The 15,299-nt window shown below is 37.4% G+C and carries 17 protein-coding genes and 1 pseudogene; 4 read left to right on the forward strand and 14 right to left on the reverse strand.

The features are described from left to right. Nucleotides 1-10: 10 nt before the first annotated feature. From edd to glk, 3 genes are all read right to left on the reverse strand, one after another. Nucleotides 11-1,861 carry a phosphogluconate dehydratase gene (gene edd, locus NDQ71_RS04595; RefSeq protein ID WP_301562650.1) on the reverse strand — a complete coding sequence of 617 codons (1,851 nt, stop codon included), beginning with the start codon at nt 1,859-1,861 and terminating at the stop codon, nt 11-13. A 566-nt stretch (nt 1,862-2,427) separates the two neighbouring features. Continuing rightward, nucleotides 2,428-3,441 carry a LacI family DNA-binding transcriptional regulator gene (locus NDQ71_RS04600; protein ID WP_301562327.1) on the reverse strand — a complete coding sequence of 338 codons (1,014 nt, stop codon included), beginning with the start codon at nt 3,439-3,441 and terminating at the stop codon, nt 2,428-2,430. Nucleotides 3,442-3,476: 35 nt separating this feature from the next. Continuing rightward, nucleotides 3,477-4,475 carry a glucokinase gene (gene glk / locus NDQ71_RS04605; RefSeq protein WP_301562328.1) on the reverse strand — a complete coding sequence of 333 codons (999 nt, stop codon included), beginning with the start codon at nt 4,473-4,475 and terminating at the stop codon, nt 3,477-3,479. Between the two features lie 329 nt (nt 4,476-4,804). On the opposite strand from glk, the gene NDQ71_RS04610 reads away from it, so the two are divergent. Next, the gene (locus tag NDQ71_RS04610; RefSeq protein ID WP_301562329.1) at nt 4,805-5,821 is read left to right on the forward strand and encodes a LacI family DNA-binding transcriptional regulator; all 1,017 of its coding nucleotides are present in this window, start codon (nt 4,805-4,807) and stop codon (nt 5,819-5,821) included. 211 nt (nt 5,822-6,032) lie between these two features. After that, complete coding sequence (locus NDQ71_RS04615; RefSeq protein ID WP_301562330.1) at nt 6,033-6,665, forward strand: trimeric intracellular cation channel family protein; 633 nt, start codon at nt 6,033-6,035, stop codon at nt 6,663-6,665. Nucleotides 6,666-6,674: 9 nt separating this feature from the next. Here NDQ71_RS04615 and NDQ71_RS04620 read toward each other — a convergent pair whose 3' ends face one another. Together NDQ71_RS04620 and NDQ71_RS24375 are read right to left on the reverse strand one after the other, a co-directional pair. After that, nucleotides 6,675-6,926, reverse strand: coding sequence for a hypothetical protein (locus tag NDQ71_RS04620; RefSeq protein ID WP_301562331.1), 252 nt, complete (start codon nt 6,924-6,926; stop codon nt 6,675-6,677). A 571-nt stretch (nt 6,927-7,497) separates the two neighbouring features. Further along, nucleotides 7,498-7,650 carry a DUF2834 domain-containing protein gene (locus NDQ71_RS24375; protein WP_367318012.1) on the reverse strand — a complete coding sequence of 51 codons (153 nt, stop codon included), beginning with the start codon at nt 7,648-7,650 and terminating at the stop codon, nt 7,498-7,500. 485 nt (nt 7,651-8,135) lie between these two features. Here NDQ71_RS24375 and NDQ71_RS04625 point away from each other — a divergent pair, with 485 nt between their 5' ends. After that, nucleotides 8,136-8,903: a hypothetical protein gene (locus tag NDQ71_RS04625; protein ID WP_301562332.1), complete on the forward strand. Its 768-nt coding sequence runs from the start codon at nt 8,136-8,138 to the stop codon at nt 8,901-8,903. A gap of 220 nt (nt 8,904-9,123) precedes the next feature. Here the strand turns inward: NDQ71_RS04625 and NDQ71_RS04630 are convergent, their stop codons facing one another. From NDQ71_RS04630 to NDQ71_RS24380, 8 genes are all read right to left on the reverse strand, one after another. Then, a complete protein-coding gene (locus NDQ71_RS04630) occupies nt 9,124-9,351 on the reverse strand; it encodes a hypothetical protein (RefSeq protein ID WP_301562333.1) in 228 nt (75 codons plus the stop codon). Nucleotides 9,352-9,551: 200 nt separating this feature from the next. After that, entirely contained in the window at nt 9,552-9,968 is a 417-nt protein-coding gene (locus NDQ71_RS04635; RefSeq protein ID WP_301562334.1) for a hypothetical protein, read from the reverse strand. Nucleotides 9,969-10,239: 271 nt separating this feature from the next. Beyond that, on the reverse strand, nt 10,240-10,617 hold the full coding sequence (locus NDQ71_RS04640) for a VOC family protein (RefSeq protein ID WP_301562335.1): 378 nt from the start codon (nt 10,615-10,617) through the stop codon (nt 10,240-10,242). A gap of 72 nt (nt 10,618-10,689) precedes the next feature. Next, nucleotides 10,690-11,145 (reverse strand): hypothetical protein, encoded by a 456-nt coding sequence (locus NDQ71_RS04645; protein WP_301562336.1) that lies wholly within the window; start codon nt 11,143-11,145, stop codon nt 10,690-10,692. A gap of 158 nt (nt 11,146-11,303) precedes the next feature. Continuing rightward, the gene (locus tag NDQ71_RS04650) at nt 11,304-11,678 is read right to left on the reverse strand and encodes a hypothetical protein (RefSeq protein ID WP_301562337.1); all 375 of its coding nucleotides are present in this window, start codon (nt 11,676-11,678) and stop codon (nt 11,304-11,306) included. Between the two features lie 184 nt (nt 11,679-11,862). After that, nucleotides 11,863-12,336 carry a hypothetical protein gene (locus tag NDQ71_RS04655; protein ID WP_301562338.1) on the reverse strand — a complete coding sequence of 158 codons (474 nt, stop codon included), beginning with the start codon at nt 12,334-12,336 and terminating at the stop codon, nt 11,863-11,865. A gap of 614 nt (nt 12,337-12,950) precedes the next feature. Then, the gene (locus NDQ71_RS04660) at nt 12,951-13,532 is read right to left on the reverse strand and encodes a hypothetical protein (RefSeq protein WP_301562339.1); all 582 of its coding nucleotides are present in this window, start codon (nt 13,530-13,532) and stop codon (nt 12,951-12,953) included. A gap of 227 nt (nt 13,533-13,759) precedes the next feature. Beyond that, complete coding sequence (locus NDQ71_RS24380) at nt 13,760-13,861, reverse strand: transposase (RefSeq protein ID WP_367318006.1); 102 nt, start codon at nt 13,859-13,861, stop codon at nt 13,760-13,762. Nucleotides 13,862-13,988: 127 nt separating this feature from the next. Here NDQ71_RS24380 and NDQ71_RS04665 point away from each other — a divergent pair. Beyond that, nucleotides 13,989-14,261: pseudogene (locus NDQ71_RS04665) on the forward strand (group II intron reverse transcriptase/maturase); the annotation flags it as partial. Nucleotides 14,262-14,366: 105 nt separating this feature from the next. Here the strand turns inward: NDQ71_RS04665 and NDQ71_RS04670 are convergent. Then, complete coding sequence (locus NDQ71_RS04670) at nt 14,367-15,092, reverse strand: hypothetical protein (protein ID WP_192543262.1); 726 nt, start codon at nt 15,090-15,092, stop codon at nt 14,367-14,369. Nucleotides 15,093-15,299 lie beyond the last annotated feature (207 nt).

Consider the following 15,299-nt stretch of genomic DNA (forward strand, 5'->3'; position numbering starts at 1 on the left):
TGGCTAATTATTATTCTATTCCAAACGCACTAGCGCCTAAGTCTGCGCTACTAACAATGTTTCTAAATCCGGTGAACAACTCACGGCCTGTGCCAAACGTTAAGCTAGGTACGCTAAGTTGTAATTCACGCTTTGCTAATTCTTCATCACTTACGTGTAATTTTAAAATACCTGCTGGCGCATCAAGCGTAACTAAATCACCTTCATGGATTTTAGCGATAATGCCACCTTCAACCGCCTCTGGCGCTAAGTGAATTGCTGCAGGTACTTTACCTGAAGCGCCTGACATACGACCGTCAGTCACAATGGCGACTTTAAAACCTTCATCTTGTAAGGTTGCCATCACTGGCGTTAGCTTATGTAACTCAGGCATGCCTTTGGCTTTCGGGCCTTGCTCTTTTAGTACCGCAATGAAATCTTGGTTTAACTCACCACGTGTATACGCTTCTTGCAATGCACTTTGTGAACTAAATACTTTTGCAGGTGCTGTTACCACTTGGTGTTCGATTGCAACAGCTGACACTTTGATCACTGCCTTACCTAAATTACCTGTAAGTAACTGTAAGCCGCCTTGCTTGCTGAATGGATTATCTATTGGACGAAGTACTTCTTCATCTAATGACTTTTCAGGACACGGCACCCACTTAACTTTACTTGGGCCGTTTGAATCAGTGATGATCAAGTTATTATCAGTATCTAAACGAGGCTCTTGGGTATATGCTTCAAGACCTTCACCAACAATAGTTTTAACGTCATTATGTAAGAAACCAGCACCAACCAGTTGCTTCATTAAAAAGCCCATACCACCAGCTGCTTGGAAATGATTAACATCTGCCGAGCCGTTAGGGTAAATACGTGTAAGTAATGGCACCACTTCTGATAAATCCGACATGTCTTTCCACGTCAGCTCAATACCTGCTGCTTTAGCAATAGCAACCAAGTGGATAGCATGGTTAGTAGAGCCACCCGTTGAAAGTAAACCAACTAAACCATTAATAATGGTTTTTTCAGTTACGACATCTGCTAAACAATTCGCATCTTTACTTTGGATCAGCTGTTTAAGCATGGTTTCTACCGCATTACCGGTTAAACCATCACGTAACTCAGTGTATGGGTTAATAAACGAGCTACCAGGAAGGTGTAAGCCCATTATTTCCATAAGCATTTGGTTTGAGTTTGCAGTACCGTAAAAAGTACAGGTACCGGCACTGTGATAAGACGCACTTTCAGCCTCTAAAAGTTCCTCACGGCTTACTAAACCTTGGGCAAACTTTTGACGAACTCGCGCTTTTTCTTTATTAGGAATACCTGATTGCATTGGCCCTGCTGGTAAAAACGCAACCGGTAAATGACCAAATGATAATGCGCCAATTAATAAACCAGGGACAATTTTGTCACACACGCCTAAACAGAATACGCCATCAAACACATCGTGTGATAACGAAATTGCCGTAGACATAGCAATAACATCTCGAGAAAAAAGCGATAATTCCATGCCATCACGGCCTTGGGTAACACCATCACACATCGCTGGTACACCACCGGCTACTTGGGCCGTGGCATCATATTTAGTAGCAATGTCTTTAATTAAATCTGGATAATCTTTGTAAGGCACGTGCGCAGATAGCATATCGTTGTATGAATTGATAATTGCTAAATTTGGCTGCTCATCAGCTTTTAAACGTGCTTTATCATCGCTGCTGCAGGCAGCCATTACGTGGGCAATATTACCGCAACCTAAACCAGAACGAACTCTTGTTTGTTTTTTTGCATGATTCATGCGTTCTAAATAGGCTTGGCGAGTAGCTTTACTGCGTTCGATAACGCGTTCGGTGACTTCTTGAATACGAGGATGCAACATAAAATTCGACTCATCTCTATGGTTAGAGGATAAAGGCTCAGTGGCAAGTGCATACTCCACGAATGAACTTGCACTGAGCATCTTTGATTTACCCGTTCAAAGGTATACGTTGCCAAGTTGTCTCTCACAATCAACCTGACACCGGTGTCACTGTATTAACGCACGACTGTGACACCGGTGTCAACCTTATCCTATAAATTTAGTTTAATTATTTTAAATGACCAAATAATGACCACAATTAATTTTTAAAGTGTTCGTGTATTTTTACCGATGAGCTGTTTTTGCTAGAACTAAAACAGCGTCGATAAACATAATGTAAGCAATTGATATTAAACGGATATTTTAAAGATCATAGATAATGAAAGTGTATTGCGGCAGTTAAACAAATGACCACTGCGTAGCTAAAAATAAATTTGCCTATTCAATCAAGCTAACGAACATATTAGCAAAGTTTATTAAATTATTTACTGAGGAAACTAAGCGCTGAAAAAAGAGCAAAAAAATGCCCGAGTAAGCGTCACTCAAACTCGGGCAACTGTGAAAAAAGGTTTATTCACACATGAAGGCTATTTAACTTGTGCGGTGGACTCACGAGTGATCAAACGCGCTTCAAGCGTCACTTGGTATGGCTGCTCTTGTGGAACGCCAATATGCTCAATAAGTTTATTAACCGCTTGCTGAGTCATCTCCTCAACGGGCTGTGCAATCGTTGTCAGGCCAGGCCAAATATGGCGTGCAATTGGGGCGTTATCAAAACCCGCAATCGAAATATCATCGGGTACTTTTAATTGGCGCTGTGTTGCCAATTTAAGCACCGCAGCGGCCATGTAATCGTTTGATGCAAAAACCGCAGTTGGCCGTGGTGTTAAATCTAAAATGCTACGCGCACTGTCTACACCCGAGTGATAACTAAAGTTACCCTCTTCAACCAAGCGTTCATTAAACTCTATTCCATGGGTGCTCAATGCACGGCGGTAACCTTTAAAACGTTGTTCAGTGGCACTGTGATCAGGGTGACCTTTAATGAAAGCAATGGCCTTATGACCCAAGTTAATTAAGTGCTCAGTGATCTCAAAAGCCCCTTGCTCATCGTTACTACGAACTGAAATCGAATCATCTTCAAGTACAGCAGATGCAACACGTGCGTAAGGAATTTTTTTACTTTTAAGAAAATCAACCAACACCTGAAAATCAGAAAACGGCGGTGTTAATACCAAGCCATCAAGGCGAGAAGATTGAAGTAAATGTTCGATGTTACTGATCAACGCATCGCCACGTAAATCACACGGATGTATCAACAAGTTGTAGTTGTTTTCTTGGCACGCTGCAAGCGCACCAGTTTGTACCCGTGTGATATAACTTTTACTCGGGTTATCGTAAATACAACCAATAATAAAGCTACGATTCTGTGCCAAACCACGCGCAATAGGGTTAGGTGTGTAATCGAGCTCTTTAAATACTTTGAGCACTTTTTCACGGGTTGCATCGCTCACATTAGGCTCATTATTCAAAACACGTGAAACGGTTTTTTTAGACACCCCGGCATAACTTGCAACACTATTTATAGTAACTTTCTTCATCCAACCTTCCCAATAACATCCCTATGAGCGATGTATTATGATTGCTCATTGACGTGCAAACAGGCCGCAGCACCAATAAGTGGAATATTATCTTGTGTGACGAGCGTCACGGGTATTTGGCTCACATATTGCGACATGATCCCTTTAGCACTAAAACGCTCAACAAAACGACCCGCAAGTAAACGAGCTTGCATTCGCGGTAAAATACCGCCACCAATATACATGCCACCCAGCGCACCAAAGGCCAGCGCGAGATCCCCTGCTACACTGCCAATCCAATCACAAAATTGGTTTAAGGTCGCATCGCAAATCTCACATTCACCACTATTGGCTAATTCGCTAATTTGCGCAGCCGTTAAATTTTTTGCATCTACGCCTTTTACAGCAGCCATTGCTTGATACAAATGCGCAATACCAGGCCCTGAAAACACAGTTTCTACCGATACATGCGGTAATTGCTTACGTAACTGAGTGATCAATTGAGTATCTAGGTCATTCACTGACGCCAGAGTAATATGCCCGGCTTCGCAGCTCAAAACTGCACTAGCTTGTGTTGTACGTACTAAACACGCTGCACCAAAACCTGTGCCTGGGCCCATTACTGCAATATTTGCATCAGTATCGGCTTGTCCGGCTTTAACTGCAATGTTTTGTTGCGGATCTAAATATGGCGCCGCATAGGCAAAGGCGGCAAAATCGTTGATCACTTCAAGTTGTGCTAAATCAAATTCAGCTTTTACTTCTGCAACGCTAAAATGCCAACCTAAATTAGTCAAATGTACTTGGCCAGCTTTTATTGGTCCTGCTACGGCTAAACACGCGCGACGAGGTTGAATATGGCTAACTTGCGACAAATAATGCGTTAATGCACCTTGCAACGAACCAAAGTTGGCGCTTGGAAAGGTAATATTGTGCTCAATAACGAATTGTTTTTTTTCTAAGTTAAAGGCAGTAATTAACGCAAAACGGGCATTCGTGCCGCCGATGTCGGCCACTAAGATAGGATCGAATTGTGAATTTGGCTTGGAGTTCATCGTGTTTTCTCTTTTGTCTAAGCGGTTTAGATACTTAGCTATAACCGAGCTTATTATTGTAATTTCAATGGTCTTGCCATCGCCATGAGATAAACTTTGAGCTATCACCCCAAAGCAGTTACTCTAGTATAAAAAAATGCTGCCCAACTAAATGGGCAGCCAATACGTTTTGACAACAAAATGATAAAACGTCGACATTATGACACCGGTGTCAGGGTTGAATCAATAAAAATTTTAGATTACTGATAAATAGCTTGTAAAAATCAACAAATAAACGAGAATGGCACGAGTTATTTGCAGTTTATTTACTTAAAGCAGTTAGGTTGTGTATGAAAGGTAAAGCTACATCGTTTGACATTGCCCACTATGCAGGGGTATCACAGTCTACTGTTTCGCGCGCATTGCGTAACAGTCCATTGGTTAATGAAGAAACCCGCAAACGTGTTTTTGAAGTAGCCAAACAACTTAATTATAAAGTTGATAAAAACGCCAGTAACTTACGAACTCAACAAAGTAGTACATTGGCTTTGTTATTGTTTGAAGATCCAACAGCCGATGAATCACAAATAAACCCATTCTTCTTGGCCATGCTTGGCAGTATTACCCGTGCATGTGCTGCACAAGGTTATGACTTGCTTGTATCTTTTCAATCAACCAGTGCCGATTGGCAAGCGGATTACGAAGACAGCCACCGTGCTGATGGTATTATTTTATTAGGTTATGGCGATTACATTGATTTTCAGCCTAAGTTTAATACCTTACTTGAACAAAACACCAAATTTGTATGCTGGGGAGCAACGGTAGATAATCGTGCCGACTTAACAATTAGCTGTGATAACTATGGCGGCGGTCAACTTGCAGCTACGCATTTAATTGCTCAAAACCGGACAGCCTGCGCGTTTATTGGTGATGCATCTGATCATAGCCCTGAATTTTTTGCCCGTTTTAATGGTTTTAAAGACGAGTTACGACAACATGCAATTACGTTAAGTAAGCGAAAAATAGCAAATGCGATTTCGACTGAAGAGTCTGGTTATCATGCCACACGTTCACTTATTGCTAACAATATTACTTTTAATGCCCTTTTCGCTGCTAGCGATCTCATTGCTATAGGTGCAATACGCGCCTTAAAAGAAGCCAATATTAACGTGCCAAAAGATGTCGCTGTGATAGGTTTTGATAATATTTCTATTGCCAGCTACGTAAATCCGCCACTCACAACCATAGAGCAAAACACCACAATTGCAGGACAAATGCTAGTTGAAAACTTACTAAAACTAATTCGTGGTGAACAAGTACAAAGCACCCTACTAACACCGCGACTAATTGCACGAGGTTCCAGCTAATTACTTTATTTACGGTCTTTTGTCCTTATTGTTTTTATAATTACACGCGAGGTAAACGCGTTATTAACAGCCAGTTCACACACTAATTTCGCATTAGTTATTTTTATCTGAAAATGAACATTTTTAGTATAATTTCTCACTCGTCTTTTTATTAATTTCTCTCTACAATCGCACTTTTATTTTGGCTCTTAAAAATTCAAGTGAATATCTTATGCTATTAACTATTGTCTATATTATTGGTATTACAGCCGAAGCCATGACCGGTGCGCTTAGCGCTGGGCGCAGAAACATGGATTGGTTTGGGGTTATGTTAGTAGCCAGTGCTACAGCAATTGGTGGTGGTAGCGTACGCGATATTTTACTTGGCAATTACCCTTTAACTTGGGTAAAACATCCAGAATATTTATTGATCACCTGCGTTGCCGGTATTATTACAACTTGGCTAGCTAAATGGGTGGTTAAATTTAAAGGCATTTTTATGCGTTTAGATGCCTTAGGGCTTGCCGCATTTAGTATTATTGGCTGCCAAGTGGGGCTCAATATGGGTTTGCACTATGGTATTTGTGTAGTTGCAGCTATTGTTACCGGCGTATTTGGTGGGTTACTACGTGATTTAATTTGTCGCCAAGCGCCGCTGGTATTACATCATGAGCTTTACGCCAGCGTAGCGCTGATTGTAGCTTGTTTATATCTAGCACTACACCACTACAACATTGATGACAACATCAGCGTTATTACAAGCCTAGTTATAGGGTATTTAATACGCATGGCATCGGTACGCTTTAAATGGCGCTTACCTACGTTTAGTTTATTAGAACCCGCTAATTTGAAAAATGAACAGTAAAGGCAGTCGTTAATTAACCCCAGCCTTAAGCTTTTCAATAGCCCAATTACTTTTTGGGCTATTGAAACAGCCACAAAAGATATTATTTTCAAAATAATGATGGAGTAATAAAGATTGTAATAAACTTTTACCACTTGATGTTGCCCAATATAAACCAATAGCAGAGGGGAAGTTTATTAAAGTGATCACACCGACCAACAATGAAAATGCAATATCGGGTTTTACAATGCTCGCAATCCACGCAAACTTACTATTAAACACGATTTTTTGAAGATCTTAAAACGTAACAAACCAAACAAACCCTGACCAGCCATATTAAACACACTCTTTTCATCAATAAATTTAATGTTGTGCTTTTTATAAAAGCGCCATTGTAGATTTAGCTATTGGACTGGGTTGATCTTTATACTTGTTTTTTATTTCAGCAAGCTCAGGCTTTAATACAACTATCGCCTTTTTATTACAAACGGTTTTGGCCATCCTTAACAAATTAATGGGCATTAAAACTAAGCGACCAGTTTGATGTATTAAAAGTAAACACCTCGACATATTATGTTGAGAAGTTTATTAATGTCCATTATCGCGCTGATGGATCTTTTTTAATAATATTTACTAAATTAGGCTATTTTTTATCATAATAAAGACATTAAACGTTTCTTACTTATGAGCTATATAGAATTCTAAAGCTGAGCAAAAAACCTCAAGTAAGCGAAAAGTGGGACTAGTTTAACTCTCGCTCACTTCTTACAGACTAATATTCGCACAACAAATTCAAGTGAATTATTCACTGCAGTGAAGATTAACGAGTTTTGTATTAAGATCGCTCTCTACCCTAAAGTTGAAGCCCAAACGACAAACCCACAAACAACGTGCTCAGCACAGAAAAATACCGATATGTCACTTTATTTCTGTGGCCATCGACAATGATAAAACCCAATAAAACAACGGCAGACAGTACAACATCAAGTAAATACGCTAATAGTATTTGTCACCACGTCATTAACAAGAAACCAAGATCTAAGCCACTTGCAACCACTAAAGGAACAAAACCGCCATAGAGTAGTAAAATGCCTAATAAAGTAAGAACCAGATAAAACCTAACCATTTCACCATCCTTGCAAGTATTTTTAGTAATCCCTAATCAATCTGTAGAATAACTCGTTTTAAATTTATTTTTATTATTGTATCAACCATAGCCGAGTTCCTATTTTGATTCAATCGTTTAGTGATTAACTGCTTCTGTAGGGTTTGTGTGGTTTGGTATTTTTTAATATGAAGCAAATAATGACGACTCCAAACTACCGAGTGAAATCAGGGGAGCCCATTAACTATCAAAGATATGGCATAAATTATTATGCCTTTCAAAATCCCCCATCATAACAACTCTATTGCAAAACTCTTTAAAATAGTTAAAGTGTTGTTCCGTTTTTTTATTACCCCCCCCCTGATTAGCAATGAGGCTTATAATAAATGAAAAAAATATGTGTATTACTTATTTTACTCATCGCCAGTGTCGCTAAAGCCGATGACATTAGTCAATATAAGTTTTATGCAACAAACAACTACAGGGATGATCAGCAAGCGGAGTTTGCCGCTTATATAAAAAATGGCGATCCTTGTATTCATGTTAAAAACCTAACAACCAATAAAGAAGCCCGCTTTTGTCAGATCACCAAAGGCATTAATTTAGCTGATGATCCTAACATCTTCCCTTTTGAAATGCATTTCTCAGCTGAGCGATTATATTTCTTTGTTGCTGCCTATTGGGCTGATCAAGCTTGTACTATAGAACTGTCAGATATGACGATTAGTTGTGAGCTAAAAAACAAACCCAAAAAGGAAGAAGATGTTAAAGCAGAGCACCAAAAAGCTGTAAAAAAGAATGAGGTTGTCATCCCTCCAGCTGTTAAACATATAGAGTTTGGCAATGTAAAAGAAGCAGACGGTCAGTTTCGTCTTATTCTTAATAATTCTGAAATGAACCCATGTTTTACCATTGAGCATTACACTACATCCCTATTTGATGGCCCAACAAACATTAAACATGTTTGTAGTGCCATAAATAAAACTGACGACTCAATCATTGATCTTATAGGAAAAGACGGCAACTGGTGGTTTGAAAACTTTAATTGGCAAGATAATAACTTAGTATTTGAAATAAATGCTATGGTGGGTAATTATAAGTGTGAATTAGCATTACCATTTACCGAGCAATCTGAAGCCTTATGTGTAAGATAAATCACATATTTGTGTAGTATTGTAATCGTCACTCGAAGGTTATTGGTTATTTTTATCAGTTTAGAGCTCATTTTGAGTCCCATTAAGCCCAGCTTTTTATTTTCTGCTTACCAAATGTGCCCGTGTAACTCAAAAGTTGGGCGCACAATTCACTTAACCTATTTAAAGTTTTTAACATTAAAAAATGTACCACTACAATGTCTTTTATTGTACTTTATTTTCAAATGGTTGCTTCCCATTCCAACCAATCAAAATCATGTTCGAGCATTTCCATATTAAAATCTAAAAATGTTGATCCTTCATTTAATAAGAACTGTCTGCGCTCATCATTTCTCATATAAGCAGTCCAGTATGGCAAGTAATTGGGATTATCAATACCAAAAATCAGTTCAAAATCCACTATATTTTCCTGCATTTCATCAAGCATTTTATTAGTTAGCCTAGGCATTTTACACCTTCAATACGAAAACCATTTTAGACACAACAAGCAGATAGAAGTAGATAGGTTTGTTAATTTATAATTTTTCCGCCGACGAGACCTAAAATATTAGTAATTCCTATGGCGAAAGAACAGTCCCTATATGTTGTTAGTTTTAAGAAGATGACCTCTTTCTTGTAACTTAACGTTAATCGATAAGCTTAGTTATCTTAAGAAGCAAAGCCATTTAATTTTAATGTCTTTTCAAATTCTACAGCTCTTTTTACATCATTAATTGATACTTCATAGAAATTATCGGAATTAAAATTAAACTCAATTGTAAGGTCGGTAGTTCCTATATGCACACAAGTTTTATAGCCAAAACATTTACATTGGGTAGTATACTCAATCCATTTTTTTGTACCATTTAATACTATTGGCGGTGGGCACCATTGTTTAGGTTCTTCATTATGGATTGTATGACGAACGCCTAACCGTTCTAAGTAATTTAGCAACTTAACTTCATTTTCTGCTTCAATAATAGCATTAAGTTCAAAACGGTCGTTATAGTGCCCACCTTTGGGACTTTTAATTTTAAAAATGTTACACTTTTTAAGCTCAGTTTTAAATTCTTGAGAGTACATCATGATCTCATTAACCCTATTATTTATGAAGAAGTTTTAGATAAATACAGCTCAAAAAATCAGTTTCCTCAGCTAGTTAAGAAATAAAGGCTACATAAATGAAACTAACGAACCTGAGATGACTCGTTTAAATTTATTTTACTGTTGAATTACCATAATCGAATTAATATTTTGATTCAATTGTTTAGTGATTTCTATTTTGTTCGTTATGATCGTAATTAAGGATTTTTTGTGGAGCGAAGAACGCAGTGGTTTTACTTTCGCTTTCATACAATCACTTGATTGTATTAAAGAACCCCCAGTTGCTAGTGTCTACCTCATTACTCTCATCGAAGCATTCAGATGTAATTAGAATCGTATTTCCATCAGGGTCAAAGAACCTTGCTACATAACCACTTGGCTGACCCCAAACCATCTCAAATTTTACGCCTACTGAAATTAGGCTTTCGCAATAGGATAAAAAGTTAGTTTTTATTTCATAGCCAAAATAGCTCAATCCGCTAGGGTTTCCGTTTGCATTTAATAGCCATATTCCGGCATTATCATTTTCAGGAAAGGTTAGAACACAGTCCAGCTCCTTAAATTTCAGGATATTAAAATAAAAGTTAAATAGTCGATCATAATCATCAGTAAATAAATATACGGCAACCATTAGGTAGTCTCTTTTTTTGAAAGTCCGGCTCGGATTCTAAACTTATGCTTAATGGCTTGTAATGTTGAGATACTAAATAACACGCTCACAACTATCTAACATCTTTACTGGTAATTGATTTTCAACTAGAAAATTGTAAAAACGTAGATCTTCAATTAAGTCAGGAGAAGCTAATTCAAAATCTTGATATCGATGATTTTTAAAGCGGAATCTTACAGTGTGTTCAAACCTTTTAGTCTGCACATATAAAATTTCATTGATCTCGGCAGTACTTATACGTGCACCCAATACAATCAAAACATCACCATCAATTGCTACAGCCACTGACTTTTTTGGCTTTGACATAACGTATTCACTTACTAAGGATAATACACAAAACAAGGCGATATACCCAAGCTGCGTTAAAAACGCGGCTTTTGAGATTTCAACTAGATAGTAAGCAAACATGCCACAGAATAACGTTCTAGTGACAAAACTATGAAACAGCTTAACACTAGCTAACTTGCTTTGTTGTAATAAAACTTTCATAACTCCCTTTCCCAAAATAGTATTTCAAACATATAGACATTAGAATATGTATTGACACCAATCGTAGTGACTTAACGCAGTGGTATCTGCACATTTATGAATTGGTGTCACGTTTAGCGTTTATTGTCCTTGTGACAAAACATGCATACCAAAATATATTAAGCTGATTTTTTCAACCATAAAAGATGAAGTAGGATATGGATAACACTAAAAAATAGTGGTCCTCCAATTATAAATAACTTATACCAGCTTAAACTTAAGCTAACAATTTCCCCTTGATAATTGCAGCTCAACCAATACACATAGAGCAAGGAAACTACGCCTAAAATTAAAAATATTAATCTTTTCTTTAGTGCTATATTCACCCCCCAACTTAAAGAAGTCAGAGCTAAATACCCCAAAAAACCGCCAACCAGTGGTAACAACCATTGCACAGTAAAACTAAGTGGTACAAAGAAAATAGTGACAATACTTGTTACGAAATAAAGCCCACCAATAATCATCAGAAAGGTAGCTGGTAACCAAGCGAACACAATTGTTAGTCCAATAAGTAGATTTCTTAGGAACATATTTTAACAGCCCAGTAAGTTTATAATTTTGCACTGAGGGGTAATCTTGGTGTCGTCGCTATCCAGCTAAGTTTATTAGCCAACGTGCTATCTGGTTTCATTGAATCACCACAAGAAGCATCGCTAAGAGAGTTCATTAAGACATTTATTATATTTTTTGCGCTATAAAATGGGGGACGTCAATTTTTTCACCGCCATTTATAAAGTGAGAGTCAAAAGCGTATGCCATTTTTTCCAAAGGCGCATCATAGTAACCTTTAGTGCGGATTTCTGTTATGTAACGTTCCATAAAGGCAATTGCGCCTAGAATCTCCCACTGCGCAACATGAACAAGTTCATGAAAATGTAGACGTAAATTAGATGCTAAATGAGGAACAACGTAGTAAGTGTTTTTATATGTAATTCCATTTACATTCATATCGATGAAGTCACCTAACCCAAGGTGTCGTAACTCTGGAAAATGAGGCTTTGGGATTTCATCAACAATTACAAAATACGCCTGTTGTAAAAATTCCAAAGAATAAAAGCCTTTAAACTCGTCAAAAAATGTAGAGCAAGCGACCCTTTGTTCTTTGTGCTTAAGGTTTGTCTGATCAATCCATTGTTCAATTTGCTGTAACATTCCATATTCCATAAACATATGACGAGTTCAGATAGTTACTCGCTATTTGCGGTTATTCACAAACAATAGCCTAGTTCCTACTTCGATTCAATTGTTTAGTGATTTTCGAATTTGATACATGGTGCTTTTAAAAAAACAATGAATTATGGATAACATGAAAGCTGGAGAGCTGCAGCTACCCGATTAGCTTTATTTGAGTGCATTTAACTCAGCTTTAAGGCTTTTTAATTTGATGAAATGTGCCTGTCCTATTTTTCTTTCGCACCAAACTACGCAGTTTAATGAAATTGGGTGTTAGCGAACGACTCGCCATAGCCTGTGGTATCACCAGCACCAAAAGTAGGCGCTTGGAAGCGAAGGCCCTTGTAGAAGCTCAAAAACAAAAGGAATTAACATTGCGCTAGGCAATAACTACTTAGCTTCACAAGGTTTAGCGTCATTGAGAGGTATTTGGATCAATATTCATTACGGGAGATGAACCGCCCATTGCACTTCCTGTTAATAAAAAAGTGCATGATGGGTGGTGTGGGGGCTGGAGGTTAGAGACCTCCGGCTACCCGATTGGCCATTTACACTCATTTTACGAAACTTACTTATTTGAAAAAATTTGCGTATTAAAAACGTTCTATTTCGTTCATCAATCCGTCCCAGAAAGAGTATTCAAATTTAAGTTCTAGAGGAATTATATAGGAAACATGCTTTTCTTTACCGTTTACTATTATTTTGAAACTTACCTTTTCAATGATTTTTTGGGGCATTTTATCTGCATAATGGAGAACAAATATTCCATTGCAACCAACATTTCCAACACATTTTGACAATGTAGATTCAATTTTTATTGGTTTATATAAATCGCCTTTTTCAGAGTAATGCTCAAGCCGTACAGAAGGCACTACAAGCTCTACACCTGTTCGAGGGTGCAACACAAAATCTAACCGTGATTTTCGTGTAGTAGATTCAGGTGTACCATATTGACTATTATAGACATCGTTTAAATGTGTGATTTCAATCATGTCAGAATATATATTCTCTGGATTCACTTTGTAGAGATTACTATAAAATTCATACTCTTCAGGGGATTTACCATACAAATCATATATTATTGGAGAATCATTTTTTTTCACAGCGTAATTATAATGATCACAGCCAGTGATAAAAATGGAGAATATTAATATAAAAATTACACGTAACATCATTCAACTCTTAGAATTATAAATGGATGGCTAACGAGGCTGTAGAATAACTCGTTTTTAATTTATTTTTATTGATGCATTAACCATAGCTGAGTTCCTATTTTGATTCAATTAGTTACTTCGATTTTAAGTAAAATATAAAAGAGGATTTGCTGTTGCTTTAATTAGCGTTTTGGAAGGTCTCACAGGTGTTTGAGTGGATTATTTGAGGTGATAAGGGCTTACGCTAATTAATGCATCGTGTTTCTCAGCTTTTCTAGATTATGAACAAGGCAATACAACTGCCATTGCGCATTCACTTTCGTTTGTCCACGTAAGGTCTGTTTGTTCATGCCTTTGTTAACTGTAATATTCCGCTGTTTATTTAAAGAAAAGCAGGCTCTATACAGCCAAGTCGTTTGCTGTACTGTCGTCGCCCCATCGGGCTGTCTATTTTGACTTTGATTATTATAGCTAACGGTGGATTTAGATCTCTGGATCCGCCGTAGGATAAAAATGTGCTACTGGCGACAATGGCGCTATTTATAAGGAATAGCACGCACTAAAGTACGCAGTTTAATGAAATTGGGTGTTAGCGAACGACTCGCCATAGCCTGTGGTATCACCAGTAAAGGCCCTTGTAGAAGCTCAAAAACAAAAGGTATTAACATTGCGCTAGGCAATAACTACTTAGCTTCACAAGGTTTAGTGTCATTGAGGGATATTTGGATCAACATTCATTACGGGAGATGAACCGCCCATTGCGGACCCGCATGATGGGTGGTGTGGGGGCTGGAGGTTAGAGACCTCCGGCTACCCGATTATATTTTTTGTTCTCCAATGCTAAATAACAGTTCGTTAATAAGCATATTTAGCTTCAGCCTTACTCGCTAATTGACTACGCAAATTATCTTGATATGAAAAAGCATCAAAACCATCATCAAATGCTTTGGCATTTGGCCCATACGAACTATCTAAAAGTCCCTTTATATCAATAATGTCTTTAAAGTTTTCTTGAGTAACATCATATTTCCCCCAATATTTTCCTTTCCCATCATAACCACGGTCATATTCTTGACCTTTTATTAGAATGTCAGGTAATTCTTTAGCTAAATTAACGATATCTTCGTTAGCATTCAATTTACCTTCAAGGTAGTTTTTTTCATCTTCAGTAATATTACCTGAAACAACTAATTTATCGTTACTATCAACAGAAAATTCCCACTCTTTTTTAGCTAACGATGGAGAAGATATTTCTAACTCATTCATGAAATCTTCATATTTAGGTCGAAGTTGATTTAACTTATGTGGTAATTCACCAAATGATATTGTATTAGTCATTTTATCCAAAAGCTCTGATTCAGATTTATGTGCTGTAATACTTAGCGGTCTATCATAAGTGCTTTGGTTTTGTGGGATATGCTCATCTTTATGATAAATATCATCAGCAAATGTTTGTGCTTGCTGCTTATTCATTGTTTCATTTGAGTGGATATCAGTTAATTTACCCGAATCAACAGGAGCTGATTTATTTTTAAGCTGTGTTGTTGCGGTATCTGTTAAAACATCATGAGTTATTTTCATATTAAATTCCCTTTCCTATGAAAGATATATTATTAATAAGATCTTTATCGGCCTATAACATTAAAACTTAATTGATTTTATCAATACACTTTTTAGTTAACGCCTATGTATCGAAAAAATATAACACCTCGATAAGAGGCTAGCTAATAGTTGGCTAAAATTGTTGAGGAACGAAACACCAGCCAACTGTTAGATGTCCTTTTCCTT

Source organism: Pseudoalteromonas sp. KG3, assembly GCF_030436385.1.
Classification (GTDB): Bacteria; Pseudomonadota; Gammaproteobacteria; order Enterobacterales; family Alteromonadaceae; genus Pseudoalteromonas; species Pseudoalteromonas prydzensis.

Excerpts from the sequence above, each read along its gene's own strand:
- edd (WP_301562650.1), bottom strand. The coding sequence starts at position 1,861 with ATGTTGCATCCTCGTATTCAAGAAGTCACCGAACGCGTTATCGAACGC.
- NDQ71_RS04600 (WP_301562327.1), bottom strand. The coding sequence starts at position 3,441 with ATGAAGAAAGTTACTATAAATAGTGTTGCAAGTTATGCCGGGGTGTCT.
- glk (WP_301562328.1), bottom strand. The coding sequence starts at position 4,475 with ATGAACTCCAAGCCAAATTCACAATTCGATCCTATCTTAGTGGCCGAC.
- NDQ71_RS04610 (WP_301562329.1), top strand. The coding sequence starts at position 4,805 with ATGAAAGGTAAAGCTACATCGTTTGACATTGCCCACTATGCAGGGGTA.
- NDQ71_RS04615 (WP_301562330.1), top strand. The coding sequence starts at position 6,033 with ATGCTATTAACTATTGTCTATATTATTGGTATTACAGCCGAAGCCATG.
- NDQ71_RS04625 (WP_301562332.1), top strand. The coding sequence starts at position 8,136 with ATGAAAAAAATATGTGTATTACTTATTTTACTCATCGCCAGTGTCGCT.
- NDQ71_RS04630 (WP_301562333.1), bottom strand. The coding sequence starts at position 9,351 with ATGCCTAGGCTAACTAATAAAATGCTTGATGAAATGCAGGAAAATATA.
- NDQ71_RS04635 (WP_301562334.1), bottom strand. The coding sequence starts at position 9,968 with ATGATGTACTCTCAAGAATTTAAAACTGAGCTTAAAAAGTGTAACATT.
- NDQ71_RS04640 (WP_301562335.1), bottom strand. The coding sequence starts at position 10,617 with ATGGTTGCCGTATATTTATTTACTGATGATTATGATCGACTATTTAAC.
- NDQ71_RS04645 (WP_301562336.1), bottom strand. The coding sequence starts at position 11,145 with ATGAAAGTTTTATTACAACAAAGCAAGTTAGCTAGTGTTAAGCTGTTT.
- NDQ71_RS04655 (WP_301562338.1), bottom strand. The coding sequence starts at position 12,336 with ATGTTACAGCAAATTGAACAATGGATTGATCAGACAAACCTTAAGCAC.
- NDQ71_RS04660 (WP_301562339.1), bottom strand. The coding sequence starts at position 13,532 with ATGATGTTACGTGTAATTTTTATATTAATATTCTCCATTTTTATCACT.
- NDQ71_RS24380 (WP_367318006.1), bottom strand. The coding sequence starts at position 13,861 with ATGAACAAACAGACCTTACGTGGACAAACGAAAGTGAATGCGCAATGG.
- NDQ71_RS04670 (WP_192543262.1), bottom strand. The coding sequence starts at position 15,092 with ATGAAAATAACTCATGATGTTTTAACAGATACCGCAACAACACAGCTT.